Raw genomic sequence first — 24,505 nt, forward strand, 5'->3', positions numbered from 1 at the left:
AAGTTAAATTGAACTATTTTACTAAAATTACAAGCCTAGTATTTATCAGGCCTCATTTTTTTGATAAGCTTTATTTTTTTAGAAATGTCTTTGCCTCTAACTTTCTCTGTAACCCTGCCCATCTCATTCTGTTTTATAGTAAGATATTCTATTTCTTTTTTCAGTTTAAGATAATGCTCATACCGACGTGCTTCAAGATCACCGTTTTCAATAGCATTCTTCACAGCACAGCCTGGTTCACTAATATGGGTACAATCTGAAAATCTACAGTTATTTGAAAGTGCTTCTATATCAGAAAAGACATCACTAACATCGTCACCATCAGACCATAATTGAAGTTCTCTCATCCCAGGATTATCAATAATCATCCCTCCATTTGGAAGCATAATCATCTCTCTAAAAGTCGTAGTATGTCTCCCATGGCTATCAGATTTTCTTACAGAACTAACTTTTTGACGGTTTGTGCCAAGTAGTTTATTAATAATAGTTGATTTGCCTACGCCAGAAGATCCGAGAAGAGCTATAGTCTTTCCTTTTTCAAGATATTGTTCAATTGACTCCAATCCTTCATTTAACTCTGCACTCAAATTATGTATTGGAACATTTGGGGCTATTTTTTTCACTTCTTCTAACTTTTGATCGAGGTCATTGCAAATATCAGATTTATTTAGTACAATAACTGGCCTTGCGCCACTCTTTGAAACTAAAGTAAGGTATCTTTCAATCCTCTGGATATTAAAATCATGATCAAGTCCTGATACAATCAAAACCACATCAACATTTGCAAGTAAGACCTGTTCTTCTGTAAGTTTACCTGCAATTTTTCTAGAGAATTTGCTCTTTCTAGGTAGAACTTCATGAATAGTTCCCTTGTTATTAATCTCAATCTTTATGATCACCCAATCTCCAACTACGGGGAAATTACTTTTGTCCAGTGTATTAAATCTAAATTTACCAGAAACTCTAGATTCTACCTCGCCTAGTTCTGTAATCACCATGAAGCTTTTACGTTGGACTTCAGTGATACGGCCAGGTATCAATCCTTCTTCTTTAAATTCGGTAAAATTATCCTCAAAGTAGGAATCCCAGCCGATAGTTTCAAGATCAATTGATGAATTTTCCATTGAATACCCTCTCTTCTATTTTAAGTAGATGCCCTATCTTTTTAAAAAACTAACATATGAAGATAGAACTAAAGATTTTAATATACCTAATAATCTAATAGATTAATGAATATTAGAAGAGCACAAGAAAAAGACTTACCTAGAATACTAGAATTAAACAATATAGAATCTAAATGGGTGGGTAAAAAGGAAATTAGCTTTTTTCAAAAATACTGGAATATTCCATTCTTCAGTATAATTGAAGATAGCGATAAAGTAGTTGGATTCTTGATGGCTATGGATGACTGCACAGATTATGATAGTGTCAATTTTCTATGGTTTAAAAATAAGTTCAGAAAATACTACTATATCGATAGAGTAATTGTTGATGAGTCTATGAGGGGCAAAGGGATTGCTTCTATGCTATACAAAGAACTGATAAACAATAAAGGGCCAGTACCTCTTGTAGCAGAAGTAGCTATAGAACCTCAAAATGAAGGCTCAGTCAAATTCCATGATAAAGTTGGATTTAAAGAGGTAGGAACTCTAACATCTGACGGTAAAAAGGTCAGAATGTATTACCTTGATTGAATAGATTTTTATAATCAAATAATCTAATAGATAACCTGAGAGACTATGAAGAAGAAAAAACCTATTGAGGATACACGTATGAAAGGGTACATCAAAATCTGCCCAAATTGCGGTAGTACTGATGTTTCTGTTGAATCATTTAATTATATGGTAAGGGATATCTGTAAAGAATGTGGCTATGGAAGTATCAAGGAAAGTGTATTTGTAAACGATCTGATATATTTCCCAGAAATCCCTGAAGAGGATATTGAAGAATTCAGAAAAGAGGTTATTCAAAAGAAAAAGAAAGTTAAAAAAGAAGATTAAATCTTATCCATATTCTTAATTATTCTCTCGCCAAACTCTGAGCATTTTACTTCAGTTGCGCCTTCCATCTGTCTAGCGAAGTCATATGTGACATATTTTTGTTTTATGGTTTCGCCAAAGCTCTTTTCAACTAAAGTTGCAGCTTCCTTCCATCCAAGGTAGTTTAGCATCATGACGCCAGAAAGTAATAATGATCCTGGATTTACTTTGTCCATTCCTGCATATTTTGGTGCAGTACCGTGAGTTGCCTCAAACACAGCGTATCCATCTCCGACATTTCCACCAGGTGCAATTCCAAGTCCGCCAACTTGAGCTGCTAGAGCATCAGAGAAGTAATCCCCATTTAGGTTTGGCATGACAAGCACGTCGTATTCAGCCGGTCTTAAAAGAACTTGTTGGAACATATTGTCAGCTATAGCATCTTTTAGAACGATGCCAGAATCTTTATACTCAGTATAAGGGATAATCTTACCTTTGTAATCCTGGTTAGCAAGATCATATGCCCAGTTCTTAAAAGCCCCTTCTGTGTATTTCATTATGTTCCCTTTGTGTACTACAGTTACAGACTTCCTATTATTTTCAATTGCAAAATCAAATGCTTTCTTAACAATTCTCTTTGTTCCAAACTCTGAAATGGGTTTTATACCAATGCTAGAGTTTTTTCTTATTTTTACTCCAAACTGTGTTTCAAGATAAGAAATAACTTTATTAGCTTCTTCAGAACCGGCAGGCCATTCTATCCCAGAATAAACATCTTCGGTATTTTCTCTATAAACAATCATGTCAACGTATTCTGGATGTTTCATTGGAGAAGGGAGTCCAGTATAGTATCTAACTGGTCGTATACATGCATAAAGGTCAAGAACTTGCCTTAGGGTAACGTTAATACTTCTTATACCCCCTCCAACTGGAGTTGTTAAAGGCCCTTTAATACCTACTATGCACTCTTTAATCTTTTCAACTGTTTCATCCGGAAGCCAACTTTTTGTTTTATTGAAAGCTTTTTCTCCAGCCAATACTTCAGTCCAGTATATTTTTCTCTTGCTTCCGTATGCTTTTTGAATAGCAGCATCCATAATCTTTTGGGATGCCTTCCATATATCAGGACCTATCCCATCCCCTTCAATGAAAGGAATAATCGGGAAATCTGGAACATCAATCTTCCCAGATTTTATTGTAATTAAATCTCCACTCATTTTATCTCCTCATTTTGTTATATACATAATTTAAGGCCCCTCCGGCCTTCAAAAGTTCTAGATCCCTACTCAAAAGATTTTTATTGAGCTTGTATGTTTGACTCTTTGTAATGTTCTTACAGACGATGTTACTAAAGTCCCCTATCTCAATTAATAGCTCATCGCCAGAATCTATTCTGTCATAGTCTTTTTCATCAGAAAATGTAAGCGGAACTATCCCAAAGTTAACTAAATTTGCATGATGTATCCTTGCAAAACTTTTAGCAATTACAGCCTTAACCCCCAAAAACATTGGAGCTATTGCAGCGTGCTCCCTTGAGGATCCTTGACCATAATTACTACCTCCAACTATGAATCCTCCACCTTTAGCTTTCGCCCTTGAAGGGAAGTCTTTGTCTATCCTTTCAAAAGCGTATTCGGATATTTTTGGGATGTTTGACCTTAGTGGCAATATCTTTGCCCCTGCAGGCATTATATCATCAGTTGTAATATTATCCCCTGTTTTTAATAAGACGGAGCCTTTCAAAGGATCTTTTAGACTCTCGTTTCTTGGAACAGGTTTTATATTTGGCCCTCTAATTATTTCTACATCTTTTCCATCTTCTTTTGGAAAGATGAACAAGTTATCATTTATCTCAAACTTTTCAGGCATGTCTATTTTAGGGTATTTGCCCAATTTTCTTGGATCTGTGATGACCCCATAAAGAGCTGCTGCAACTGCAACTTCCGGGCTTACTAAGTAAATATCTGCATCTTTTGTCCCACTTCTACCTTTGAAATTCCTGTTAAATGTCCTAAGAGAAGTACCTCCGGATGTGGGGGCTTGGCCCATCCCTATGCATGGCCCACATGTGCACTCCAAAATTCTTGCTCCGGCATCTACAATATTCTTTAGATGGCCATCCTTGACTATCATTGAAAGAACTTGTTTAGAGCCTGGAGAAACTACAAAACTGACATTCGGATGAACTGTCTTACCTTTAAGAACTTCAGATACTAGCGCTAAATCCTTGTAGGATGAATTAGTACAACTTCCAATTGCAACTTGGGATACTTTAGTGCCTTCAATTTCACTTATTTTTACAACATTATCGGGCATGTGTGGTTTTGCAATCATTGGCTCCAATTTGCCTAAATCAATAGCAATAGTTTCAGAGTATTCTGCAGTATTATCGGCTTCAAGTTTCTTCCATTGGGCCTCTCTTCCCTCAGATTCCATAAACTTTTTTGTTATTTTATCGCTTGGGAAAATAGAAGTTGTTGCCCCTAGTTCAGTTCCCATATTTGTAATTGTTGCTCTTTCTGGAACGGATAAACTTTCAATACCTTTACCTGTAAACTCAAATATTTTATTTACTCCGCCTTTAACGGATAATCTTCTCAACAGTTCTAAAATTACATCCTTTGCAGAAGTCCAATCAGAAAGCTCCCCATCGAGACAAACTTCTATAATGTTTGGCATTTTCAAGTAAAATGGCTCACCTGCCATTGCAAGTGCTACGTCAAGCCCTCCGGCCCCCATAGAAATCATGCCTATTCCGCCACCTGTTGGTGTGTGACTGTCAGACCCAAGAAGAGTTTTTCCGGGTATGCCAAATCGCTCAAGATGTAGCTGGTGACAAATTCCATTTCCAGGTCTTGAAAAAACTAGGCCATATTTTTTCGCAACACTTTGTAGATATGCGTGATCGTCTGCATTTTCAAATGAAGTCTGTAAGGTATTGTGGTCAACATAACTTACGGATAACTCAGTTTTTACTCGTGGAACTCCCATTGCTTCAAACTGTAGATAGGCTAGCGTACCTGTTGCATCCTGTGTCAAAGTCTGATCTATTTTAATTCCAATAAGACTTTGACTTTGCATCTCGCCCTCAACTAAATGAGCAGATATAACTTTTTCAGAAACATTATATGCCATATTAACACCAATTGTTCACTATAAGCTCTTTTCTTTGGTATATTGAATATGTTTTTAAGTTTAGTGGGTACATTAAGGCAAATTATTGTAATAAATAAAACAAATGAGTGAAAATGACTAATCTAATTCTATTGTTTCTATATCCTCTACCTTCTTCTCTTCATATCTTATTATCGTGAGATTTTTTATTTTACCAAATACTTCAAAGTTCATCTCGTTTAACTCGTCAACGAGTTTCTTGCATTCATTTGCATTTATAGAATTACCAACACCTATATGAGGAAGATACTGAATAGCAAGGAAATGCTCATCTTTTAGCTTACCTGAATAAAATTTATCATGAAATTTTGTAATACCGCTAAATCCTTCATCGGGCACTAAAAATGCATGCCAGTAATCATTGAATGCATCCTTGTTTAGCACTGCACATCTAAGACAAAAATCTACCTTTTTAAGGTCTTTAGACTTTTCTTTAATTTCAGAAATTAGTTGTTTTTGATTCAAATAAAAAACGGGAAATACAAGAGTAAAATGGGGTTTTACGGCATCATAATAAAGCTCATCATTTTTACTTCTTAGTTCCTGAATCCAATTGAAATCCTTCTTTTTGAGTTCTGGATATGCAATAACTAAAAATGACATGATTACTAATTTATTTACTATAATAAAAATATATCTATTTACTATTGATCTTTTTCATAACCATTTTTTGAACCAATCTAAAGTAAGTCCTATAAGTTCAGACTCATGCTCTTCTTTTGAAAACATGTGGTCTGACCCTTTTATGACAATAAAATTCTTTGGATCATTTGCATTTTCATATATCTCTTGTGAATTAACAATAGAAACTAGTTCATCGTTTTCAGGATGGATTACAAGAATTGGTGCTTTTATTCTTTGTACCAATTTAGTTGCATCTTGTTTTTTTAAATCTAGATAAAATCCATAGTTTATCCTTATCTTTCCTCTTTTCCAAGAGGGAAATGTTATGTAACCATCGTTCTTCCATTGAGCTTCCTTTTCCTTAAAGAGCGTATCCCACTCAAGCTTTGCTGGAGCTGCTGCTGAGACTAATGCCTTAATTCGATTATCATTTGCAGCTGCGTTTATTGCAACTAGTCCTCCAAGTGAATGCCCGATTATACCTATTTTTGAGATACCTTTCTCCTCAAGAAAATCAATTGCGGAGATAATATCATTGGTCTGATTAGTTACACTCATCTCCTCACATGTACCTTCAGATTCACCTATGCAATCACTAAAGTCAAATCTAAGTGCGCATATTCCGTTATCTGAGAGTGTTTTTGCGAGATTAAAGTAATGTTTAACTTCTTTGAATCCAGTGAAGTGACTTGAAATTATGGCACATCTATCCCCTTCACCGTCAAGTATGCCAACTATCTTAAGCCCTCTTGAATTAAAAAAAGATACTTTCTGCACAGTCATGAACAAGAATATGTAAATAAAAATAAAAAGATAATGTAATTCTTACTTGACCCCAAACTATTTATAGAAAGAAGTCTTATTGTAATGGGGATTTTTATGTCTGAAGTTGCGAAAGTGATTGAGGTAGTTGGAAAATCTGAAATAAGTTGGGAAGATGCGGTATCAAAAGCAGTCTTTGTTGCTTCGAAAACCGTCCACGGTATTAAAGGCGTGGAAATTGAAAAGTTAACAGGAAAAGTAAGTGATGGCAAGATAACTAAGTACAAAGCCAATGTTAAATTGATCTTTGTTGTTGAATAAATTAAATTTTTTATTTTTTATTTATGTTTACAATGTGCCAGAATCTGTTATATGCCTCACTTTTGGGATTGGATAACTCTTTTAGAACTGCAGTTGCGCCACTTGCAAAATCAATTGGTTTTTCTTTGAATAAAGAAACTACTTCGGATATGTCAATTTCTTTATAGGATAACTCTTCTATTGACCCATCTTCATTTTCATCTGTAATTACTATTGTTGAATCGGCAGGTATGGAGAGAATATACCCTGTCATATACCCCACATTAATAGAGGCGGAATTATCAAATCCTGTTATAAGCTCCCCAACCTTTGTAAATCTTATCAAATCTCTGGATGAGAATACATAAGGCCTGCCATCAGTTGAAACGGCAATTTCTTCTCTAGTTTCTCTTAAAGCAGTTTTATCATTTGATTCTTCGATTACCTTTGGCCCCAACATTAGAATTGGTTCATAAGTAACATGGCCACCGTTAAAATCATATTTACTTGGGTCTATTTTTCTCTTTTTTGATCTTATGTGTAGGATTGTTTTTTCTGTTCCTCTAATTATTGGGATAATGTTCACAGATATGTGAGGTATCCTAAAGTTACTGTGGACAATGTCCCTTCTAACAAATCCTCCTACAGAAAAACTATCGCCTTCTTTTACTATAAAAGGCAGATATTCTTTATTTTCAGACATAGACTAACCTTATTTGATAAAATTTAGTTCCCCATATCTCTCTTTATACTTACCAACAGCTACTGGAGCCCCAATTAGTAATCTCCTAGCAGTGTTATATACACTTGGCATTTTTTCTTGTGATATACTTGACATAATATCAACAAGTACTTTGATCAAATCCAAATGGTATTTTTCTTCCATATCATCGATATTTCCAAATACTTTTATTGCATTGACAGCTGTATACTCATTTATTTTAGAGAGTTTTATTATTGAATTTTTCAAGAAATCTCTTCCCTCTTCAGTCTCTAATGATTTTTTCCTATTGTGTGCAAATTGAACATAAAGTGCTCTTTGGTCGTTAGATTGCTCTATTCTAAATGAATCGGAACTCTCAATTTTTTTAATTATTTTTAATGTATCTTCGCTACTGTTTGATGAGATAATTGCAAGAAATGACTCCCAGCTTACTAGATTCTTTCTTGACCTTTCCTCCACTAATTTAAGAACTTCCATTTTATCCCTTGCAGAACTATTGAGGTACAGGGAAAAAGCCGTTAGCTTATCTGTTGCAGAATCTGACCCCTCAAGTTGTTCTTTTATAATATTGTGAATGTCTTGTGTATCAATTGAAGCCAATAAAGATAAAGCAAGATTTTTTACCTGTCTTCTTTTTATTTCGATACTTTTAGTTTCAACATAGTTTTTTCCTTGACAAGGTACATTATATTTATTATATATCTCTAAAATTTCTTTCTTGTATTTTTTTCCGATTGATTCCATTAGTTTCTTTTTAACATAATACATTTTTGTATAATGATGTGCAAATTTTCTTTCATCCACTGATTCAAATATGGTAAGGAACTGACCACCTGCATTTTCCATTAGATTTTCATCTGAGAGTAATTCATAATAAAGATCTATTATTTCTTCAGTTGGCTCAAGATTTAGATTATCCAAAAGTCTCATCTTCTCCGTATCGAGAAGTTTATAAAAAGATACATATTTAGCAATCAAATTTTTATCTTTTCTTATCTGGGAAATAATTTCTTTAGAGGGAATGTCAAAAGTTATCTTGCCATAGAAAGAATAATCTCTATTCAAAGATAAAAAGTGAGGCTCTGGAATATTATCAAATTCTATACTTGACTCTTGGCCTTCTATTTTTGTAATTACATCTATGATATCATTGCCATTGCTGTCTAAGATAGCAATTTTTAATGGGAAGGTCCAGTATACTCCTTCGTGTGGAGTCAATTGTTTTAATTTAATTGTTAATTTTTTGAGTTTTTGATCGTACTTAGTTTTTATATCGACTGTGGGAAAACCTGTTTGTTTTAACCACTGTTTTGACATTTCATAAAAACTCATGCCTGAAACTTCTTCCATCGCTTTAATCCAGTCTTCAGTTGTTGCATTTCCATGGCTGAATCTCTTGTGGTACAAATCCAGACCCTTAACAAACTTTTCTTTCCCCATTAAAGTTTCAATCATTTTTACAAATTCGGGAGCTTTGACATAAGTGACCCCCGTTATCAATTCATTGGGATCATTAAAGCCATCTGGTAATATTGGCATAACAGATGAACCTTGATCAGAAGCAAATGTTCCGCTGCTTGGAGCAAGTAAAGTTAATACAGTTTTTAATCTTCCATAATCCTTTCCAAAAAGGAATTCATGGTACTGTTTTTCAATGATGACTGTAACTGCTTCGTTTAACCATATTTGAAAAGGATCTTTTCCTGTAACTTCTGAGCCATTTAGGTTATGGTAATATTCATGTACCTTGACAGAAGTCATGTATTCAAATCCTCCATCTGTCATGTCATCGAAAGGCATAATTCTATTAGTGCTAATTGTTGTATTCCCGACATTTTCCATTCCGCCAAAGTCAGAATTTTGCATTCCAATTTCGCGATAGACTGTCCCAGTGTATTTGTATCCTGGGATTATTCTACCATTTAACTCAGACAATCTATTCCTCAACGATTGAAGTTTTTGACTGTTCCCTTCAATTTTATATTCTTCTCTTTCTTCGATTAAGGACATCATTTCATTTCTGATGTCAAGATTATCGTATTGATTTGGCCCTGTAAAAATATATGTCCATAATACACAGTTGTGCAGTACATCCAATGCTTTTTCCACTATTTCTTTAACTGAATCTGGTGGAACAAGTAATTCTAACATGAACTTGTGTCCATCGGGGTACTCAACTTCTCTTGTATAAGTTGAATAAGTTCCAACTCCTAAAAAGAAAAGATATGGCGCCATAGGAGTTATTAGATTGGCATATTTTATTCTGTCTCTTCCTCCGCCAATGGAATGTCTTTCTTCAACTATGTCCCCATTTGTGATTAAATTGGTATATCTCTCGTCTGCAATAATTGTGGTTGTGTAAGTGCATTTTGCCATCATATCATCAAAACATGGAACGATTCTTTGGAATCCCCACTGTTGGCATTGGGTAATTTGTTGTGGTGGTGCTCCTTGAGGAGTCTCATCATAATATAGCCCTTCTAAGATATTTTTAGTCGGCTTACATATGGTTTCTGTATTGATTACGAACTCAGTATCAGGAGGAACAGGATTCTGAAAATTTATAATAATGATATTTTCATCTTTTCTATATTCGTAATTAGTCTCACCATTATCTACGGATATTGATAAGATTTCCAGATTTTTTGCGTTAAGTTCAATCTTCGATAAAGGTAATTTTAGCGATTTAATCCTAAGTTTTGATTTAACATTTGTATATGTATCGTATACATCAAAAACTAAATCCATATGAATTACTTTGACTGGAAGATCCTTGAAATCCTCAGGATAATACTTGAACATTCTTTTCATATTTGCACCTTTTCATCTTGAGAGTAAAATAATTAAGTTTTCTTTGGATTTTTATTTTTTGATTTATTTGAAGTTTTTTTCTTCTTTGTTTTTTTAGTTTCAATTATCAGCGGCTTTAACCCACCTTTTTGTATAACGAAATTGACCCAATTAGTATAATGATCCGCACCTTTAATTTTTCTGACTCTTATCTGTTTTAGAAGTATATCTGAAGCCATGTAAGTCGGATCATATCTTAAATCTATAATTCCATCCACAATATAATCAAATACGTCAGCAAATCCTTCAAATGCCTTAAGACCATAATGTAGTGTCGTGACAAACAATACATTTCTTTCCTTTGTTCCTCTAGCCCTCCAATTTTTAACGGAGTCTACTACTTGAGAAGGATCTGACAAGGTCATAAATTCAGTGAGGGAGTCAATCAACACTATACCTTTTCCATCCATATTTAATTCGTCCATTATACTAACTAATTTATCCGTAAAATTGGGTAAGTCATCTGGCTCTCTTAGAACAGTAATACATTTTTCATCGTAATCTGTTTTCATCCTAAAAGAAAAACAGTCTAAAAATCTGATCAAGCCCTTTTCACAAAAAGGAGTAAGATCCCAACCTAAACTACTGATATCTGAGAAAACAGACGCTGGAGAGTTATCTAATGCAACGTATATTACGGGTTCCCCTTTTTTAAGAAATCTATAACATAACTCCCCAAGGATTGCAGATTTACCTGTTCCTCCCTCCCCGAGCAATACCATAAATGAGTCTCTAGGGAGACCATCAATTATTAAATCATCTAAAAGCTGTATATCTGTCTTAATATTTTGGCGTTCTTTGAAACCTTTCATAAATATTACTAAGTCTCAAACTATAAAAGAGTAATTATGTTAATATTATACCATTATTCAAACACAAGCTTTAAGAAATTCAAAATATAATAATTATCGATGAAAAGAGTAAGAATTTATGTCTCGGGACAAGTACAAGGAGTTTTTTATCGTGCTAATGCCCAAAAAGAAGCTGAAAGGCTTAAAGTTACTGGTTATGTGAGGAATCTCCAAGATGGTAGAGTAGAAGCGGTGATAGAGGGAGAAGATCTTTGTGTTAATAAGATGATTCAATGGTGTGAAGTTGGTCCAAAGTATGCCAGAGTAGATAAGGTCGAAGTAATAAACGAACAGTACAAGGGAGAATTCAAAGAGTTTTTAATTAGATAATTATTGGCATTTTGTATCTTTTCCTAAATGATATCCCTCAAATTCTGTTAGTACCTCAAATCCTGTATATCCTCTGCAATACATTTTGTCAAGTGCATGGCAAAGTATTGAAGAAGCGTGATCACCGGTGCAATGGAATCCAAACAAAGTTATTCCATATTTTTTAAGATACTCTATGGTTAAAGATATCCTTTTTTCATCTGCTGAAACAAGGTGTGTCCCCCCCAGAACTAAAAAAACGTCATCGCCTATAATATCCTTAGAATGCTCAATTGTATTTAAAAGGCCGGAATGATTACAGCCTAAGATCACAACTCCACCAACATTTGTTTTAATAACTAAAGCTTGGTCATCAGGTATATCGTCATGATTATACTTCGACCCTACTTTCTTCTGAAATATTGTTGAGACTTTCTCAAAATCAAAAGTTCTCTCTATTTCTCCAGTAGTAAATATATTCTTAGACAATTCGACGCTTTCTTTAGTAAGCAAGATCTCTTGTAAGTCTTTATCCTTAAATGGGGCACCTATATATTTAGGTCCCTCGGGAGTTTTTTTATATTTTTGATCGAAAATAGAGGGATGGGCAAATATTTTTGCATTTGTATGTTTCATTATGCCGATTAATCCGCCTGTATGATCATAATGCCCATGACTAATGAAGATTTTAGATATCTCCTCTTTTTTTTCACCTAATACCTCTAAATTATGATTAAGCACTTCAAAAGTTTTGCCAGTGTCGAATAATATTTTTTCTTTATTTTCAATTAAAAAACTAATTCCATGCTCTCCCCAAAAATTTGAGGAAAGCTTTACATTATTATCTACAACACATTTAATCTTTGCATGCATCATAATCCTTCCAATATTTCAAATATACCTCCAAGATCTATTTCATATTTTTCTATTTTACCTTCATCACATAATCTTGATATTTCTGGATCGATTGGTATTGTGCCAACAATTGGGACTCCCATCTTGTTGTCATCACCATTCCCAAACACTTTGATTTTACTACCACAATCCGGACATGTTGCATAAGACATATTTTCTACAGCACCAATAATTTTAACATTTAGTTCTTGAGCCATCGATATTGCTTTTTTTACAATTGTTGCGGCAAGAATCTGAGGAGATGTTACTACTAAAAATCCATCTAATTTGATACTCTGCATTAATGTCAACTGAACATCACTTGTTCCAGGAGGGAGATCGAACAATAAATAGTCGAGTTCATCCCAAATAATATCTGCAAGGAACTGAGATACTGCTCCGCTAATCATTGGGCCCCTCCATATTACAGCATCTTCATTTTTAGGCAAGAGTAGACTCATTGACATTATTTTGATTCCACTTTCAGTTAGTACTGGCATTATACCTGAGCTACCACCTATTGGTTTTTCGTTTGTGCCAAACATCATGGGTATACTTGGCCCCGTTATATCGAGGTCTAATATGCCTACACTTTTTCCTTGTTTAGCTAGATAAGACGCAATTAATGAAGTAACAACAGATTTTCCAACGCCTCCTTTACCGCTCCCAATAGCTATTTTTTTGCCAATTTTTGACATTCTTTCATCAATGTTCATCTTTTGAACTTTCAGTTGTTCTTGAAGGTTAGAAACCATTTATACCACGTTGGAATATTTATTCAATACTATTTAAAACTTTTTAGATATGCCTAAAATAAAAAAAATTAAAAATAATAGAAAATATTAGGAATATGTCATCTATATTTACATTAAATGCAAAACGTTTATAAAGAAATTAAGTCCTTAATTTATATAGTATGAACAAATCAATAACTATCCTTTTAATTTTATTAATGCTATTTTCTACTTTTGGAACCTATATTGGTGCCCAAGATGAAGATGAAAAAAGTTTGTTGCCTGAAGTTTCTCTAGATTATCCCACTGAAGCAACACCAAATCAGGAGATTAAAGTTAGTGTAAAAGTGAAAAATACAGTAAATGATGTAATGTGGGATACACTTGCATATATTGATGAAGATTCAATGACAAAGGAAGCTAAAGCTGCTTTTCAGATAGTAGAAGGAAAGAAATTATTTCCTGTTCGAATGGATCCTGAACAAGAAGAAACTGTTATTTTAACTGTTAAAATAACGACTAAGGCACTGAGTGGAGAATACTTGCTTCCTGTAGTTGTGGCAACTGGTATAGGTGGATGTAGGGAAGGTTGTGAGCCATCTTTACTGACTGTATTTTCAACTATCAAGATTAAAAGAAATGACCCATTAATCACTTTAGAATTTGATAAATATCAAATAGATATCGAGCAAGGAGTTTGTGAAGTTGAACTTGTAGTTCCTTATTTACCAAATATTCCTTTCAGAATAACAAATATTAACAATACTGAGTCAGCATACAATCTGAAGATGACTGTTGTCCAAGACACTCCTATGGTAAAAGGGATAATCGACCCTCCTGTAAATCAAAGTGTACTTCAACCAGGTGGGCAAATTACTGGATCGTTATATATCAGAGCTTCTTATGAGGCCCCTATTGGAACGCAGGTCATAAGAGTAAGACTTACTTATTCTGACAAATATGGGGCAGACTATGATATGTTTAGAGAGATTGGAGCAACAGTGAAAAATGTTGGTAAGAACTTTTATGACCAAGGAAGACTTTACTATGACGCATGTGACTATGAAAATGCAAAAATATCTTTAAATCAGGCAAGGGAAATTTACGAAGAAAATAACAACATATTAGTTGTACAAGAAATTGACAAGTTAATAAAAAGAATGGAAGCGAATGACAAATTTATGCAGGGTCAAACTAGATTTTTTGCAGGCGACTTGAAAAATGCAGTAACATATTATTCTGAAGCAAAGACACTTTACACTGAAATTAATGACTGTCAAGCAGTACAATTGTGTGAAGATGCTATGAACGCTGCCAATAGGCCTCTTGGCGGAATACTTGGAGGAGTATCCGGTTCAGGAGGAGAAAGCCTAACCACATTTTCTATCCACACAATAATTGAAATTGTCCTTGCAATTATTGTTGCTATACTACTTATTATAATAATTAGGGGAAAAGGTGGAAGTGGAGGCGGTAGAAAACTTACACTACCTGGAAAGATTTCTAGGCCATCACAGCAACAAAGTAATAGACCATCTCAACAGCCCATATCAAGACCTTCTGCAGAACCCATAAGGCCTCTCAAAAAATTCTAAATTTTATTTTTAATATATTACTTTATTTAAAGGATATTCTATTATTCCTTCTGCACCAGCGCTTTTTAATTTAGGTATTAAATCTCTAATTATTTTTTCATCGACTATTGTTTCAACTGCGACCCAACCATCTGAACTTAAATTAGAAATAGTTGGTTTTCTTAAAGCGGGTAGAACTGAGATTACTTCTTCAAGATTTGATTTCTGAACGTTCATCTTAACTCCGACCATTGATTCTGCTGCTAATGCACCCTTCAACAACATGAAAAGATCTTCGGTCTTTTTTCTTTTCCAGCTGCTCTTCCATGATTCTTTATTACTTATCAGAACTGTTGTAGATTCTAATAGTGTATCAAGAACTCTAAGATTGTTAGCTTTGAGGGATGATCCTGTTTCAGTAAGATCCACTATTGCATCGACAAGCTCTGGAACTTTTACTTCTGTAGCGCCCCAAGAGAACTCTACTGATGCATCTACTCCTTTGTCAGTCAAGTATTTCTTTGTAATATTGACTACTTCAGTTGCAATTCTTTTTCCGTTAAGGTCCTCAATAGTCTTTATTTTTGAAGAATCTGAAACAGCTAAGACCCACCTTACAGGTTTTAATCCTTGTTTTGCATAGACTAGTTTTCCTACGTTAACTACATCTGCATTGTTTTCAATTACCCAATCTAATCCAGTTAAACCTATGTCAATTATTCCTTTTTCTACATACCTTGGTATTTCTTGTGCTCTAATCAATAAGCATTCGATATTTGTATCATCAATCGACGGTTTATAAGACCTAGAAGAGATATTGATAGAATAACCTGCTTTTTTAAACATATTAAGGGTAGATTCCTGTAAGCTACCTTTGGGCAATCCAATTTTAAGCATCATTTCTCTCACTTTTTAATTATAAATCTGGTCCTTGAAAACTGTTTATATATTTTATGCACTAAATCCTATAATCTCTTTATTATATTTACAAAAGAGATAAATAAAAAGAAATTTTAATAGTAATTATGCCATATGAAAAACATTTAGAAGGGGAGAAAGCATTAAATTTTTGTTTATACAATAAAGATGAAAAAAAGGTCTGTTTAAATGAAATAAAAAGTGATTGGATAGTACTCTTCTTTTTTGATAAAAGTATTCTTGAATCTGAGAATTCCGACATACTTTACTACTCAAAAGTAAAAGATGATTTTAAAGAATTAAAGGCAGAATTGGTTGGAGTTGGCCCTGTGTCACAAAAAGAAATTAGTAATTTTTGCTTAGAACATAATCCAGATATAATGCTACTAAGCGATTTTGATTACAAAGTATCAGAAGAGTATGGCGTAGTATTTCTTGATAAAGAAAATAACAAGAGAATCCTTCCAATGACATTTCTAATTAACAAAAAAGGTATTGTATCTAAAGTATGGAACAGAGAAAAGATGTATTATAGGTTTTCTGGATATGCAGACAATTTAATTGAGTTATGGGAACAAAGTAAGATGTGGGCCCATATAACTAAAGTAATAGATGCCATAGAGTTACTGGATAAAGCCCAAAATAGTTAAAATAAATTTATCCTTTCTAAAACTTTCTTAGTCAATTCACTATTGGAAACTATAACTCCTTTAGAAGAATTGGATAAGCTATTCCCAAAAAAATCAATGGCAATCCCGCCAGCTTCTTCACAAATCAATGAGCCAGCAACTGCATCATAATAATTGATTTTATTTTTTATAAAAATGTCATATCTACCTTCTGCAACAAATGCCATATTAATTGAAGTAGATTGATTTAGACGGATACCCAGAACATCTTTTGAAAATGAAGAAATTATCTTAAAAAATTCTTCATGAAAATCCCTATCTTTAGTTAAATCTGTTACTATTAGGGAATCGGTAAGATTGAGTTTATTAGAAATAAAAATTCTTTTATCATTAATATAAGCACCCTTGCCTTTTTCTGCAAAGTAAAAATCTTCAGTTATTGGATTGTATATTACTGAAAGGATTGGGCTATCATTCTTTAATAAAGCAATAGAAACAGAGAACAATGGGATACATCTAGAAAAATTTATTGTTCCGTCAAGTGCGTCAACTAACCATTTGTATTCTGATTCTTTATTTCCAGAATACCCGCATTCTTCGCACAAAAAAGAATGATTTGGATATTTTTGACTTATTATCTCCATTGCTTTATTTTCAGATTCATAGTCTGCATCAGTAACTAGATCAAAATCTCCCTTTTTATAAATTCCACAATCATTTCTATAATATTTTTTTAAGATTTCACCAGATGCTCTTGCAGCACTGAAGGCAGTTTGAAGCATAAATTCAACCTTTAATTAATTTTACATGTATTTTTCTTGATCGTGGCCCATCAAATTCCATGAAAAATATTTGCTGCCATGTTCCTAAAGAAATTTTTCCATTCTCAATAATAATTGTTTTAGAAGGGCCGATTATAGAACTCTTTATATGGGCATCAGAATTTCCTTCGAGATGTTTGTAATTCCTATTGTGAGGTACCAATTCTGATAAGAAATTGTTTATGTCGTCAACAACTGAAGGATCGTAACCTTCATTAATCATTATACCAGTAGTAGTGTGTGGAGAATAAATTACACATAATCCAGAGGAAATATTTGATTTGGATATAATAGATTCTACATATTTTGTTATTTCTATTGAGTCAATTCTCTTGTTTGTTTTTAGATTTATGGTGTTATCCAAATTATCCTCTCATTCTAATTTTAACAACTTTTCCTCTATTTAAATTTTTCATGACCTCTCCTGAAACTATCGCCTCTCCCACCCCAATACATTTATTATTTTTCTGAACAATCACATCGTCACCGGGCCTAATGTTACTGGAACAACTTACGATTCCTTTTGAGAAAATATCCCCTCTTAAATCAAAATCTATGTTTACCCATAATGAATCTTTAATTAATTCGCCACCTTTAACATTGACTTTGATTTTATTCTGGAAAATACCAATGTTTTTCTTATTAAATAGTAAGTCAGTGCTTTTTCTTCTTTCTTGATAATCAAATGGTAAATCAAATTCTTTTTTAAATTGAAAAGAAAACATTTTTTGTGCTTTTATCTTATATTCATTTAAAGGCTCTTTATCCCAAAAAATTCTATTAGCTTCAAGTATATTTTTTAATTCTTCAAGAGAACCTTTTGTATATAATATCTCAAAAGGTAGTTTTTCGAGAGCTTTTAAATAAGGGCTATTTTCACCGAAGTGAGCAATTACAATTGGATTATTACATTTATTTAGTAAGGAAAGCAATAATTCAGAAAGGCAATCCAACTCTTCCTGACTCCAGTGACCAGTGACTGGAATATCATAGTCTGCATAATCTTCAAGTTCCCTTGGAACTACGCCCAAAGGAGAGGTAAGAATCAACTGAGAGATATTAGAGTATTTATCTTTTAGAAAATCTTTTAGAAATGAAATAATTTTTGTATGGGATTTAGATACGCGATAAGGTTTTTTTGCACTGCATGGAAGTAATAAAATTATATCTGTAGACGGAGAATAATATTCCTCTATTTCATTTCTCCATCTCACAACTTGGGGTCTTTCCAAGGAAATATCGTCTATGTAATAAGAACGTTTAAATTCTCTTCGTAAATGAATTTCAAATGAATCATAAAATTCTTTGTAAAGTATTCTTAGTAATCTTCTCGAATCTACAGACCCGTTAGAATACATCTCAACTATTTCCGGCGATGGATTTGAGAGATACTCCTTAAAAAAATGCTCATTGTTTTCTTCATGTAAAAACAAATCAAATCCTATAAATAGGAATATTGGGATTTCATAATTTTTTGAATTGATGAAAAAAAGTGAAGAGGGATATTTTTCTTTTAATCTAAAAAAGAAATCGAGAAGAATTCTTTCATCTGGTATTCTTTTGAAAAAATAAATAGATTTTTCAGGTATTGCCTCAAAAAGTTCTTGATTAATTTCTTTATATTTCGTGAGATATATTGGAAGACAATCATCAGTATTTTGATTGGTTATGGAAATGTTCAAACTAGATAGTTTTTTAGCCTCTTTTAAGGGTAAGTCAAAAGGTATATCAATCAGTGGGGCTGTTGTCAAATCATATTTTTCTCTTTTGTAAGTTTCAGAAACAAGATAAGATATGGGCTTTTCTATAGTTATGCTGCCAAATTGTAAAAAATTCATATTATTCTTAATAAGGAACGGAGTATTTTCTAAAGTACTATTTAGGGAGACTTTACCCAGCCTATGGCCATCTTCATATAGTATTTCAAATGAAAGATTATTTTCCAATGACATCATCCACTATCTCTTTAGCATAACCAATATATTTCTCAGGATTTAACGCATCGTCTATTTCAGATTCAGATAAAAGTTCTGTTATCTTTTTATCCTTCTTAACATTGTCAATAAATAGACCTTCTTTCATAGAAACTAATCTCATTATTTCATGAGCGTCTTGTCTACCCATTCCCTTCTCAACTAGCTTTAGCATTAGTACCTCCGCTAAATTTGAATAGCCAGTAAGCCCCAAATTCTTTTTTACATTTGACTCGTAGAATACTAAATTGGATAGAACTTTGATAGTTCCTTTGAGCATTTCATCCAAAAGAATAAATGACTCGGGATGGATTACCCTTTCACAAGAAGAGTTGGTAAGATCTCTCTCATGCCACAGAGGATTGTTTAAGAGGGCAGGAAACACATTAGAATATAATACTCTTGCAAGACCACATATTTTTTCACAAGTTACTGGATTTTTTTTGTTTGGCATGGTTGAAGATCCAACTTGTTTTTTACCAAATCCTTCTGCAATCTCCATTATCTCTGTTCTTTGAAGATTTCTTATTTCCAATGCCAGTTTATCTAAAGTTGAAGCTATAGAAGCCAAAGAAAACATAACGTCTGCATATATGTCCCTAGATACAACTTGATTTGATATTTTTGCCATTTTAATACCAAGTATATCTCCCACTCTTTTCTGTAATTCAGGCCCATCTTTATATGATGCCATAGTTCCAACTGCACCAGAAATCTTTCCAGAAACGTTACTATATGAGAATTCAAGCCTATCATTCGCCCTTCTTATTTCATCTAAGAAGATTGCAAACTTCATTCCATAAGTCGTTGGTATAGCATGCTGCCCATGAGTTCTTCCTACACAAACTGTATCTCTATATTTTTTGGATAATTCTATTAATATATTCTCAAGTTTATTTAAATCCCGAAATATAATCTTGAATGCTTCAACAAATTGAAGGGCCGTTGCAGAATCATTAATGTCATTAGAAGTTGCTCCTAGGTGAACATACTTTCCGTACTCACCACATTGTTCCGATAAAGAAAGAACTAACGCCATAATATCGTGATTGATCTCAGCTTCAATCTCTTTCATTCTTTCAAGAGAAACATATTTTGTATTTGCTTTTTTGAAGATCTCATTTCCTGCTTCTTTTGGTATATGGCCTAATTCTGAATGGGCCTTTGCTATTGCACCTTCAACTAGAAGCATCTTATTTAGCCTCTCCTCCTCATCAAATATTTTTCTCATCTCAACAGAACCATATCTATTATCAATCGGATGGATCATTATTACACCTAATCTATTTTTCTGAATAAAGTTTATTAAGTTTTTTGAGATATATTATTCTATCTAAAAAAAGTAACCGAAAGATATATCATTAACTAGTAATTCTTATAATTATGGATTATACTAGTATTATTGGTCTAACTGCTGCTTTCCTTACTACCGTTTCTTCATTACCTCAAGTGATAAAGACTATTAAATTAAAGGAAACGAGAGATATTTCTTTTTGGATGTGGACTTTTCTTTCTCTAGGAATATTTTTGTGGTTAATTTATGGTATTTTTAGAAACGATCTACCAATTATATTGGCAAATGGTATATCTCTGTTTTTAGTACTTATTGTCCTAGGATTAAAAATAAAATACAAATAACTCAGTTTTTTCCATTACATTCTTTGATCATTTCTTTTAGTTCAACTGCTTCATCTATTACTTTCCAGCCTTCACCTAAATAAATAGTATTAACTAGATTTTTTAGAAAAGCAAGATTTGATTTAGGATCGTTAAGGTCATATTTTGCTACTAAATTTAATATTTTTTCTAGAAAAGAAAAGGTAACTGGATAATCTTCTTTAAGTAGTTCGATCAAATCTTCTTTAATTTCTTCAGAACAATTTAATACATCGTCTGCAAATAAAAGTGCAAATTCTGCCCACCTGTCCCCTAGCATGATTTCTGGGCCCCTAGTCAAATTATTAAGATTAGATTTTGCTCTTGTATCAATCATTTTTTGAGGGTCGTGCCCATTTTCTCTCTGAAGTTTGTAAAGAGGTGGATGCTGAGCTAGAGAATTCATATTTATGTCTATCCCCATTTGTTGAGTATATTTATTGGCTAATCCTTTGAATCCTCTAATCATCAAGATCCAATGTCCTATTTCGTGAGTTATCAATAAAGGATCGAATGATTTTGGATTTTCAAGCCATATGGGCAAAACTACTCTTCCATCTATCACGCCCGGGTATGCGCTGTTAAGTTCTCCAGGTATATGTTTTAGTTCAGGATTATCTTTCCTGTTGCCTATCATAATTTCTATTGGATATCCAAGAATGTCTTGAGAATATTTTTTCCATAAATCTAATATTCTTATAGTTGGCTCATCCGCCAAGTTTCTAATATAACTTTCAGAAAAAGGTTTCATTTAATCACACCAATAAAATACAAATATTAATCATTATCTGCTCCTTTCATAATTTCAATTCCTTCTTTTATAAGGAATATAAAAATTATTACCCCAACTATCGGATCAGCTTGCCAGAATCCAAAAAAATAATTCAAAGATAGCCCGAAAAAAAGGGGTAAAGATAAGAAAGCACATGCAAGCGTTTCTTTTGAATCGGCAATAAGGGATTTGCTATTGATTTTTTTTCCAATAATATTTTTTTGATAAAAAAGGATTGGCATTATCAAAATCGATGCTATTGAAATAATTATTCCTGCTAACGAAGGATCAGGCTTTTCGGTTATTAAGATTTTTCTGATTGATTCGATTAATACATAAAAACCTAAGATAAGAAAAGTTAATCCAACTAACTTAGTTGCTTTTTTTTCCACATTTAGTTCTTCATATTCGTCTACAAAACCGTGTTTTTTTAATCTCCAGATCAATATAATCCCAGATAAAGATTCAACTACGCTATCAAGCCCAAATCCAACTAAAGCTATACTATTTGAAAGTGTTCCAAAAATTATTGAAAAAAATGCCTCAAATATATTATATGCTACAGTAAAGTATTCAAGGAACAATCCTTTCTTATATAGATTCTCCATAATAAATCCCACCTTTAAATGGATATAAACCTATCTTAATAAAAAACTAAATATCGCAATTTTTACAAAATATATCAATTAAACGAGAAAATATGGGAGGTATAAAATTAGATTCATAATGATATCCTATATCAACTATACCTTTATCGAATACTTCATTAACTTGAGTAGTCTTTCGATTTAATTTAAAGAAAGAAGAAGTATCAGAACCTGTGTCGATTGCTTTACTCTCTCCTCCTAAATAATAATTGCCTCCGGGACCAATTGTGAATAATGGATCAGAAATTATAAAGTCATTATCTCCAATACCATAATTAATTTTATTCTTCCATAAGATATTTTTTCTTTGAACTATTTGTCCATCGTTATAAATTCCATAATTATTATTTGAAATAATATTGTTTTGAAGTTCAATAGCTCCTTTATTATAGATACCAAATCCAGAATCATAGCCATTAGAATCAACTGTGTTATTTATCAAAACGCCCTTAGAATTTACAGAATCAATTAGAACTCCTTTTAAGTTACTAGCGAAAAGATTATTTTTAGAGTAAAGCTCGACTGGACCAAAAATTTGGATACCAGTATTATTGTTGAAAAACACTGAATTTTGAACTTTTAAATCAATAAGACTCTCTGGAGAAAAAGAGTATGCAGTGAGACTAGAAGAATTTGAAAAACTTGAGTTATTTATCTCTAAATTTATTGAATCATATTTTGAGCCGCCATCTCTTATTGAGACCTCGCCTACTTCAGGTGCTGAACTTTCACCATAATAGATGTCACATCTATTAATTGTCATCTTATAGTTTCTAACAACATATGTGGCAGAAATTAATGCAACATCTCCAATATTTTCAAATTTACAATCAGATAAAACTAGATTCATAGAAGTGTTAGGGAGATAATTTTCAAAAATGATGGTCTCAGAAGTTTTTGCATTTTTGAATGTAATACCTGAAATTGTAACTATCATTGGATTTGCATTGTTTTGAGTCTTATAGATATTAAATTTGTGATCATCGAGAATAATTATGGTCTTATCTGAGCCATCGCCCACAATGGGAAGGCTTTTCCCAGATATATTTACATCGTCTTTTAGAGTATGGATACCTTCATGTATGTATACAATGTCCCAGCTACATGTATTTTGGGTAATTGTATACGCCAAATCATCGCCAGGATATATGTGGTAGGAAGTTGCATAAACAGATTGCCCAAAGAATAGAATTAAACTCAAGGATAATAAGAAAATAATGGCTCTTCTCATGATAAATATATTATCAGAAACTCAATTAAAAAATTAAGTATAATATATTATAGGCTACCTTGACTACCAAGAATTATAGTATAACCAATTACTTGGGAACAAATATTTAAAACAAATAGAATAGTCCAATATATGCCTCAGGCATCACCAAGATTAGATAGAACTGAAAAAGGTCAAAGAGTAACATTAATTGGACTTCTTGTAAATATAGTTCTAACAATCTTCAAATTTATTGCTGGAGTACTTGGTCAAAGCACTGCGATGATTGCTGATTCAGTACATTCTATTTCAGACACTGCATCCGATATTGTAGTTCTATTAGGATTTCAATACGTAAAAAAGCCTGTAGATGAGTCTCATAATTATGGTCACGGTAAAATAGAAACTTTGTCAACAGCAATTGTAGGCCTGATGCTAATAGTTGTAGCTTTATTTATCGTTTTTTCGGGAACTGAAAAACTATTAAAGTCTATTCAAGGCGTTATACTGGCAAAACCCGAAAATATTGCTTTCTATGCCGCAATAGTGTCAATAATAGTCAAGGAATTAATGTATAGGTATACAATAAAAGTAGGTAAAAATATTAATAGCTCATTGATTATTGCAAATGCTTGGCACCATAGGTCCGATGCATTTTCTTCGATAGGTACTATGATAGGTATTGGAGGCGCAATTTTTCTAGGGGAAAAATGGCGAATCTTAGACCCCATAGCTGCTATTTTTGTTAGTGTGCTCATCCTTAAAGTTGCAATTGAAATATTAAGAGATAGTGTGAAGGAGTTAATTGAAACATCAGTGGATGAAGAAACTAAAAAAGAATTATTAAAAGTTATTTCAAATGTTGATGGAGTTAAAGATTTTCATAAATTAAGAATAAGGCATATAGGACATTATTACTCTATGAGCATACATATTTTGGTGGATAAATCTCTAAACATCGTTGAAGCTCATCAAATTTCAGATACGGCCGAAAAGGAAATAAGAAATTATCTTGGCCCTGAAACTCTTATCACTATCCATATTGAACCAGATGATAAAAATTAATTTGTAGAGATAGTAATTATTTTGTTACTAAAAAATCAA

General features: G+C 32.9%; 26 protein-coding genes. 8 read left to right on the plus strand and 18 right to left on the minus strand.

Features of this window, described 5'->3' with window-relative positions:
* Positions 1 to 35: 35 nt before the first annotated feature.
* The gene (gene rsgA, locus HPY60_03905) at positions 36 to 1,109 is read right to left on the minus strand and encodes a ribosome small subunit-dependent GTPase A (protein NPV50325.1); all 1,074 of its coding nucleotides are present in this window, start codon (positions 1,107 to 1,109) and stop codon (positions 36 to 38) included.
* A 120-nt stretch (positions 1,110 to 1,229) separates the two neighbouring features.
* Between rsgA and HPY60_03910 the strand changes: the two genes are divergently transcribed.
* Both HPY60_03910 and HPY60_03915 read left to right on the plus strand, forming a co-directional pair.
* Positions 1,230 to 1,694: a GNAT family N-acetyltransferase gene (locus tag HPY60_03910; GenBank protein NPV50326.1), complete on the plus strand. Its 465-nt coding sequence runs from the start codon at positions 1,230 to 1,232 to the stop codon at positions 1,692 to 1,694.
* A gap of 45 nt (positions 1,695 to 1,739) precedes the next feature.
* The gene (locus HPY60_03915) at positions 1,740 to 2,000 is read left to right on the plus strand and encodes a hypothetical protein (protein ID NPV50327.1); all 261 of its coding nucleotides are present in this window, start codon (positions 1,740 to 1,742) and stop codon (positions 1,998 to 2,000) included.
* Here HPY60_03915 and icd read toward each other — a convergent pair.
* The 4 genes from icd to HPY60_03935 form a co-directional block, all read right to left on the minus strand.
* Complete coding sequence (gene icd / locus HPY60_03920; GenBank protein ID NPV50328.1) at positions 1,997 to 3,196, minus strand: isocitrate dehydrogenase (NADP(+)); 1,200 nt, start codon at positions 3,194 to 3,196, stop codon at positions 1,997 to 1,999. The genes HPY60_03915 and icd overlap by 4 nt on opposite strands.
* 1 nt (position 3,197) lies before the next feature.
* Positions 3,198 to 5,114 (minus strand): aconitate hydratase, encoded by a 1,917-nt coding sequence (locus HPY60_03925; GenBank protein ID NPV50329.1) that lies wholly within the window; start codon positions 5,112 to 5,114, stop codon positions 3,198 to 3,200.
* 117 nt (positions 5,115 to 5,231) lie between these two features.
* On the minus strand, positions 5,232 to 5,756 hold the full coding sequence (locus HPY60_03930; protein NPV50330.1) for a 2'-5' RNA ligase family protein: 525 nt from the start codon (positions 5,754 to 5,756) through the stop codon (positions 5,232 to 5,234).
* A gap of 54 nt (positions 5,757 to 5,810) precedes the next feature.
* Positions 5,811 to 6,560, minus strand: coding sequence for an alpha/beta fold hydrolase (locus HPY60_03935; protein NPV50331.1), 750 nt, complete (start codon positions 6,558 to 6,560; stop codon positions 5,811 to 5,813).
* Positions 6,561 to 6,656: 96 nt separating this feature from the next.
* Between HPY60_03935 and HPY60_03940 the strand changes: the two genes are divergently transcribed.
* Complete coding sequence (locus HPY60_03940; protein ID NPV50332.1) at positions 6,657 to 6,860, plus strand: dodecin domain-containing protein; 204 nt, start codon at positions 6,657 to 6,659, stop codon at positions 6,858 to 6,860.
* Between the two features lie 10 nt (positions 6,861 to 6,870).
* Here the strand turns inward: HPY60_03940 and HPY60_03945 are convergent, their stop codons facing one another.
* Genes HPY60_03945 through HPY60_03955 form a run of 3 tightly spaced genes read right to left on the minus strand, consistent with a single transcriptional unit; the run spans position 6,871 to position 11,225 of the window.
* Positions 6,871 to 7,542 carry a hypothetical protein gene (locus HPY60_03945; protein NPV50333.1) on the minus strand — a complete coding sequence of 224 codons (672 nt, stop codon included), beginning with the start codon at positions 7,540 to 7,542 and terminating at the stop codon, positions 6,871 to 6,873.
* 9 nt (positions 7,543 to 7,551) lie between these two features.
* Positions 7,552 to 10,374 (minus strand): M1 family metallopeptidase, encoded by a 2,823-nt coding sequence (locus HPY60_03950; GenBank protein ID NPV50334.1) that lies wholly within the window; start codon positions 10,372 to 10,374, stop codon positions 7,552 to 7,554.
* Positions 10,375 to 10,406: 32 nt separating this feature from the next.
* Positions 10,407 to 11,225, minus strand: a complete 819-nt coding sequence (locus tag HPY60_03955; GenBank protein NPV50335.1) for a hypothetical protein — start codon at positions 11,223 to 11,225, stop codon at positions 10,407 to 10,409.
* 99 nt (positions 11,226 to 11,324) lie between these two features.
* Here HPY60_03955 and HPY60_03960 point away from each other — a divergent pair, with 99 nt between their 5' ends.
* Positions 11,325 to 11,594 carry an acylphosphatase gene (locus HPY60_03960; GenBank protein ID NPV50336.1) on the plus strand — a complete coding sequence of 90 codons (270 nt, stop codon included), beginning with the start codon at positions 11,325 to 11,327 and terminating at the stop codon, positions 11,592 to 11,594.
* Here the strand turns inward: HPY60_03960 and HPY60_03965 are convergent, their stop codons facing one another.
* Together HPY60_03965 and HPY60_03970 are read right to left on the minus strand one after the other, a co-directional pair.
* Positions 11,595 to 12,449, minus strand: coding sequence for an MBL fold metallo-hydrolase (locus HPY60_03965; protein NPV50337.1), 855 nt, complete (start codon positions 12,447 to 12,449; stop codon positions 11,595 to 11,597).
* Positions 12,446 to 13,222 (minus strand): Mrp/NBP35 family ATP-binding protein, encoded by a 777-nt coding sequence (locus tag HPY60_03970; protein NPV50338.1) that lies wholly within the window; start codon positions 13,220 to 13,222, stop codon positions 12,446 to 12,448. Before HPY60_03970 ends, HPY60_03965 begins: the two co-directional genes overlap by 4 nt.
* Before the next feature lie 161 nt (positions 13,223 to 13,383).
* Between HPY60_03970 and HPY60_03975 the strand changes: the two genes are divergently transcribed.
* Positions 13,384 to 14,796 (plus strand): hypothetical protein, encoded by a 1,413-nt coding sequence (locus tag HPY60_03975; GenBank protein ID NPV50339.1) that lies wholly within the window; start codon positions 13,384 to 13,386, stop codon positions 14,794 to 14,796.
* A 9-nt stretch (positions 14,797 to 14,805) separates the two neighbouring features.
* Here the strand turns inward: HPY60_03975 and HPY60_03980 are convergent, their stop codons facing one another.
* On the minus strand, positions 14,806 to 15,675 hold the full coding sequence (locus tag HPY60_03980; protein NPV50340.1) for an ATP phosphoribosyltransferase: 870 nt from the start codon (positions 15,673 to 15,675) through the stop codon (positions 14,806 to 14,808).
* Positions 15,676 to 15,800: 125 nt separating this feature from the next.
* Between HPY60_03980 and HPY60_03985 the strand changes: the two genes are divergently transcribed.
* On the plus strand, positions 15,801 to 16,343 hold the full coding sequence (locus HPY60_03985; protein ID NPV50341.1) for a redoxin domain-containing protein: 543 nt from the start codon (positions 15,801 to 15,803) through the stop codon (positions 16,341 to 16,343).
* On the opposite strand, the gene HPY60_03990 is transcribed toward HPY60_03985, so the two are convergent.
* The 4 genes from HPY60_03990 to HPY60_04005 are packed head-to-tail and all read right to left on the minus strand — an operon-like array spanning position 16,340 to position 20,389.
* Complete coding sequence (locus HPY60_03990; GenBank protein ID NPV50342.1) at positions 16,340 to 17,104, minus strand: inositol monophosphatase; 765 nt, start codon at positions 17,102 to 17,104, stop codon at positions 16,340 to 16,342. The genes HPY60_03985 and HPY60_03990 overlap by 4 nt on opposite strands.
* 4 nt (positions 17,105 to 17,108) lie before the next feature.
* Positions 17,109 to 17,507, minus strand: coding sequence for a YjbQ family protein (locus HPY60_03995; GenBank protein ID NPV50343.1), 399 nt, complete (start codon positions 17,505 to 17,507; stop codon positions 17,109 to 17,111).
* A gap of 1 nt (position 17,508) precedes the next feature.
* Positions 17,509 to 19,098, minus strand: coding sequence for a DUF5591 domain-containing protein (locus HPY60_04000; protein NPV50344.1), 1,590 nt, complete (start codon positions 19,096 to 19,098; stop codon positions 17,509 to 17,511).
* A complete protein-coding gene (locus tag HPY60_04005) occupies positions 19,079 to 20,389 on the minus strand; it encodes an adenylosuccinate lyase (GenBank protein ID NPV50345.1) in 1,311 nt (436 codons plus the stop codon). Before HPY60_04005 ends, HPY60_04000 begins: the two co-directional genes overlap by 20 nt.
* A 110-nt stretch (positions 20,390 to 20,499) precedes the next feature.
* Between HPY60_04005 and HPY60_04010 the strand changes: the two genes are divergently transcribed.
* Positions 20,500 to 20,754, plus strand: a complete 255-nt coding sequence (locus HPY60_04010) for a SemiSWEET transporter (GenBank protein ID NPV50346.1) — start codon at positions 20,500 to 20,502, stop codon at positions 20,752 to 20,754.
* 1 nt (position 20,755) lies between these two features.
* Here HPY60_04010 and HPY60_04015 read toward each other — a convergent pair whose 3' ends face one another.
* Genes HPY60_04015 through HPY60_04025 form a run of 3 tightly spaced genes read right to left on the minus strand, consistent with a single transcriptional unit; the run spans position 20,756 to position 23,422 of the window.
* Positions 20,756 to 21,523, minus strand: coding sequence for a hypothetical protein (locus HPY60_04015; GenBank protein NPV50347.1), 768 nt, complete (start codon positions 21,521 to 21,523; stop codon positions 20,756 to 20,758).
* Between the two features lie 26 nt (positions 21,524 to 21,549).
* Positions 21,550 to 22,152, minus strand: a complete 603-nt coding sequence (locus HPY60_04020) for a cation transporter (GenBank protein ID NPV50348.1) — start codon at positions 22,150 to 22,152, stop codon at positions 21,550 to 21,552.
* A 46-nt stretch (positions 22,153 to 22,198) separates the two neighbouring features.
* Positions 22,199 to 23,422 carry a hypothetical protein gene (locus HPY60_04025; protein NPV50349.1) on the minus strand — a complete coding sequence of 408 codons (1,224 nt, stop codon included), beginning with the start codon at positions 23,420 to 23,422 and terminating at the stop codon, positions 22,199 to 22,201.
* A gap of 132 nt (positions 23,423 to 23,554) precedes the next feature.
* Between HPY60_04025 and HPY60_04030 the strand changes: the two genes are divergently transcribed.
* On the plus strand, positions 23,555 to 24,466 hold the full coding sequence (locus HPY60_04030) for a cation transporter (protein ID NPV50350.1): 912 nt from the start codon (positions 23,555 to 23,557) through the stop codon (positions 24,464 to 24,466).
* The last annotated feature ends 39 nt before the right edge of the window (positions 24,467 to 24,505 follow it).

The sequence above is a fragment of the Methanofastidiosum sp. genome, assembly GCA_013178285.1.
Taxonomy (GTDB): Archaea; Methanobacteriota_B; Thermococci; order Methanofastidiosales; family Methanofastidiosaceae; genus Methanofastidiosum.

Bases quoted from the DNA above. Each gene is read 5' to 3' on its own strand.
- HPY60_03910 (NPV50326.1), top strand. From the start codon at position 1,230: ATGAATATTAGAAGAGCACAAGAAAAAGACTTACCTAGAATACTAGAA.
- HPY60_03915 (NPV50327.1), top strand. From the start codon at position 1,740: ATGAAGAAGAAAAAACCTATTGAGGATACACGTATGAAAGGGTACATC.
- icd (NPV50328.1), bottom strand. From the start codon at position 3,196: ATGAGTGGAGATTTAATTACAATAAAATCTGGGAAGATTGATGTTCCA.
- HPY60_03925 (NPV50329.1), bottom strand. From the start codon at position 5,114: ATGGCATATAATGTTTCTGAAAAAGTTATATCTGCTCATTTAGTTGAG.
- HPY60_03930 (NPV50330.1), bottom strand. From the start codon at position 5,756: ATGTCATTTTTAGTTATTGCATATCCAGAACTCAAAAAGAAGGATTTC.
- HPY60_03935 (NPV50331.1), bottom strand. From the start codon at position 6,560: ATGACTGTGCAGAAAGTATCTTTTTTTAATTCAAGAGGGCTTAAGATA.
- HPY60_03940 (NPV50332.1), top strand. From the start codon at position 6,657: ATGTCTGAAGTTGCGAAAGTGATTGAGGTAGTTGGAAAATCTGAAATA.
- HPY60_03945 (NPV50333.1), bottom strand. From the start codon at position 7,542: ATGTCTGAAAATAAAGAATATCTGCCTTTTATAGTAAAAGAAGGCGAT.
- HPY60_03950 (NPV50334.1), bottom strand. From the start codon at position 10,374: ATGAAAAGAATGTTCAAGTATTATCCTGAGGATTTCAAGGATCTTCCA.
- HPY60_03955 (NPV50335.1), bottom strand. From the start codon at position 11,225: ATGAAAGGTTTCAAAGAACGCCAAAATATTAAGACAGATATACAGCTT.
- HPY60_03960 (NPV50336.1), top strand. From the start codon at position 11,325: ATGAAAAGAGTAAGAATTTATGTCTCGGGACAAGTACAAGGAGTTTTT.
- HPY60_03965 (NPV50337.1), bottom strand. From the start codon at position 12,449: ATGATGCATGCAAAGATTAAATGTGTTGTAGATAATAATGTAAAGCTT.
- HPY60_03970 (NPV50338.1), bottom strand. From the start codon at position 13,222: ATGGTTTCTAACCTTCAAGAACAACTGAAAGTTCAAAAGATGAACATT.
- HPY60_03975 (NPV50339.1), top strand. From the start codon at position 13,384: ATGAACAAATCAATAACTATCCTTTTAATTTTATTAATGCTATTTTCT.
- HPY60_03980 (NPV50340.1), bottom strand. From the start codon at position 15,675: ATGATGCTTAAAATTGGATTGCCCAAAGGTAGCTTACAGGAATCTACC.
- HPY60_03985 (NPV50341.1), top strand. From the start codon at position 15,801: ATGCCATATGAAAAACATTTAGAAGGGGAGAAAGCATTAAATTTTTGT.
- HPY60_03990 (NPV50342.1), bottom strand. From the start codon at position 17,104: ATGCTTCAAACTGCCTTCAGTGCTGCAAGAGCATCTGGTGAAATCTTA.
- HPY60_04000 (NPV50344.1), bottom strand. From the start codon at position 19,098: ATGATGTCATTGGAAAATAATCTTTCATTTGAAATACTATATGAAGAT.
- HPY60_04010 (NPV50346.1), top strand. From the start codon at position 20,500: ATGGATTATACTAGTATTATTGGTCTAACTGCTGCTTTCCTTACTACC.
- HPY60_04015 (NPV50347.1), bottom strand. From the start codon at position 21,523: ATGAAACCTTTTTCTGAAAGTTATATTAGAAACTTGGCGGATGAGCCA.
- HPY60_04020 (NPV50348.1), bottom strand. From the start codon at position 22,152: ATGGAGAATCTATATAAGAAAGGATTGTTCCTTGAATACTTTACTGTA.
- HPY60_04025 (NPV50349.1), bottom strand. From the start codon at position 23,422: ATGAGAAGAGCCATTATTTTCTTATTATCCTTGAGTTTAATTCTATTC.
- HPY60_04030 (NPV50350.1), top strand. From the start codon at position 23,555: ATGCCTCAGGCATCACCAAGATTAGATAGAACTGAAAAAGGTCAAAGA.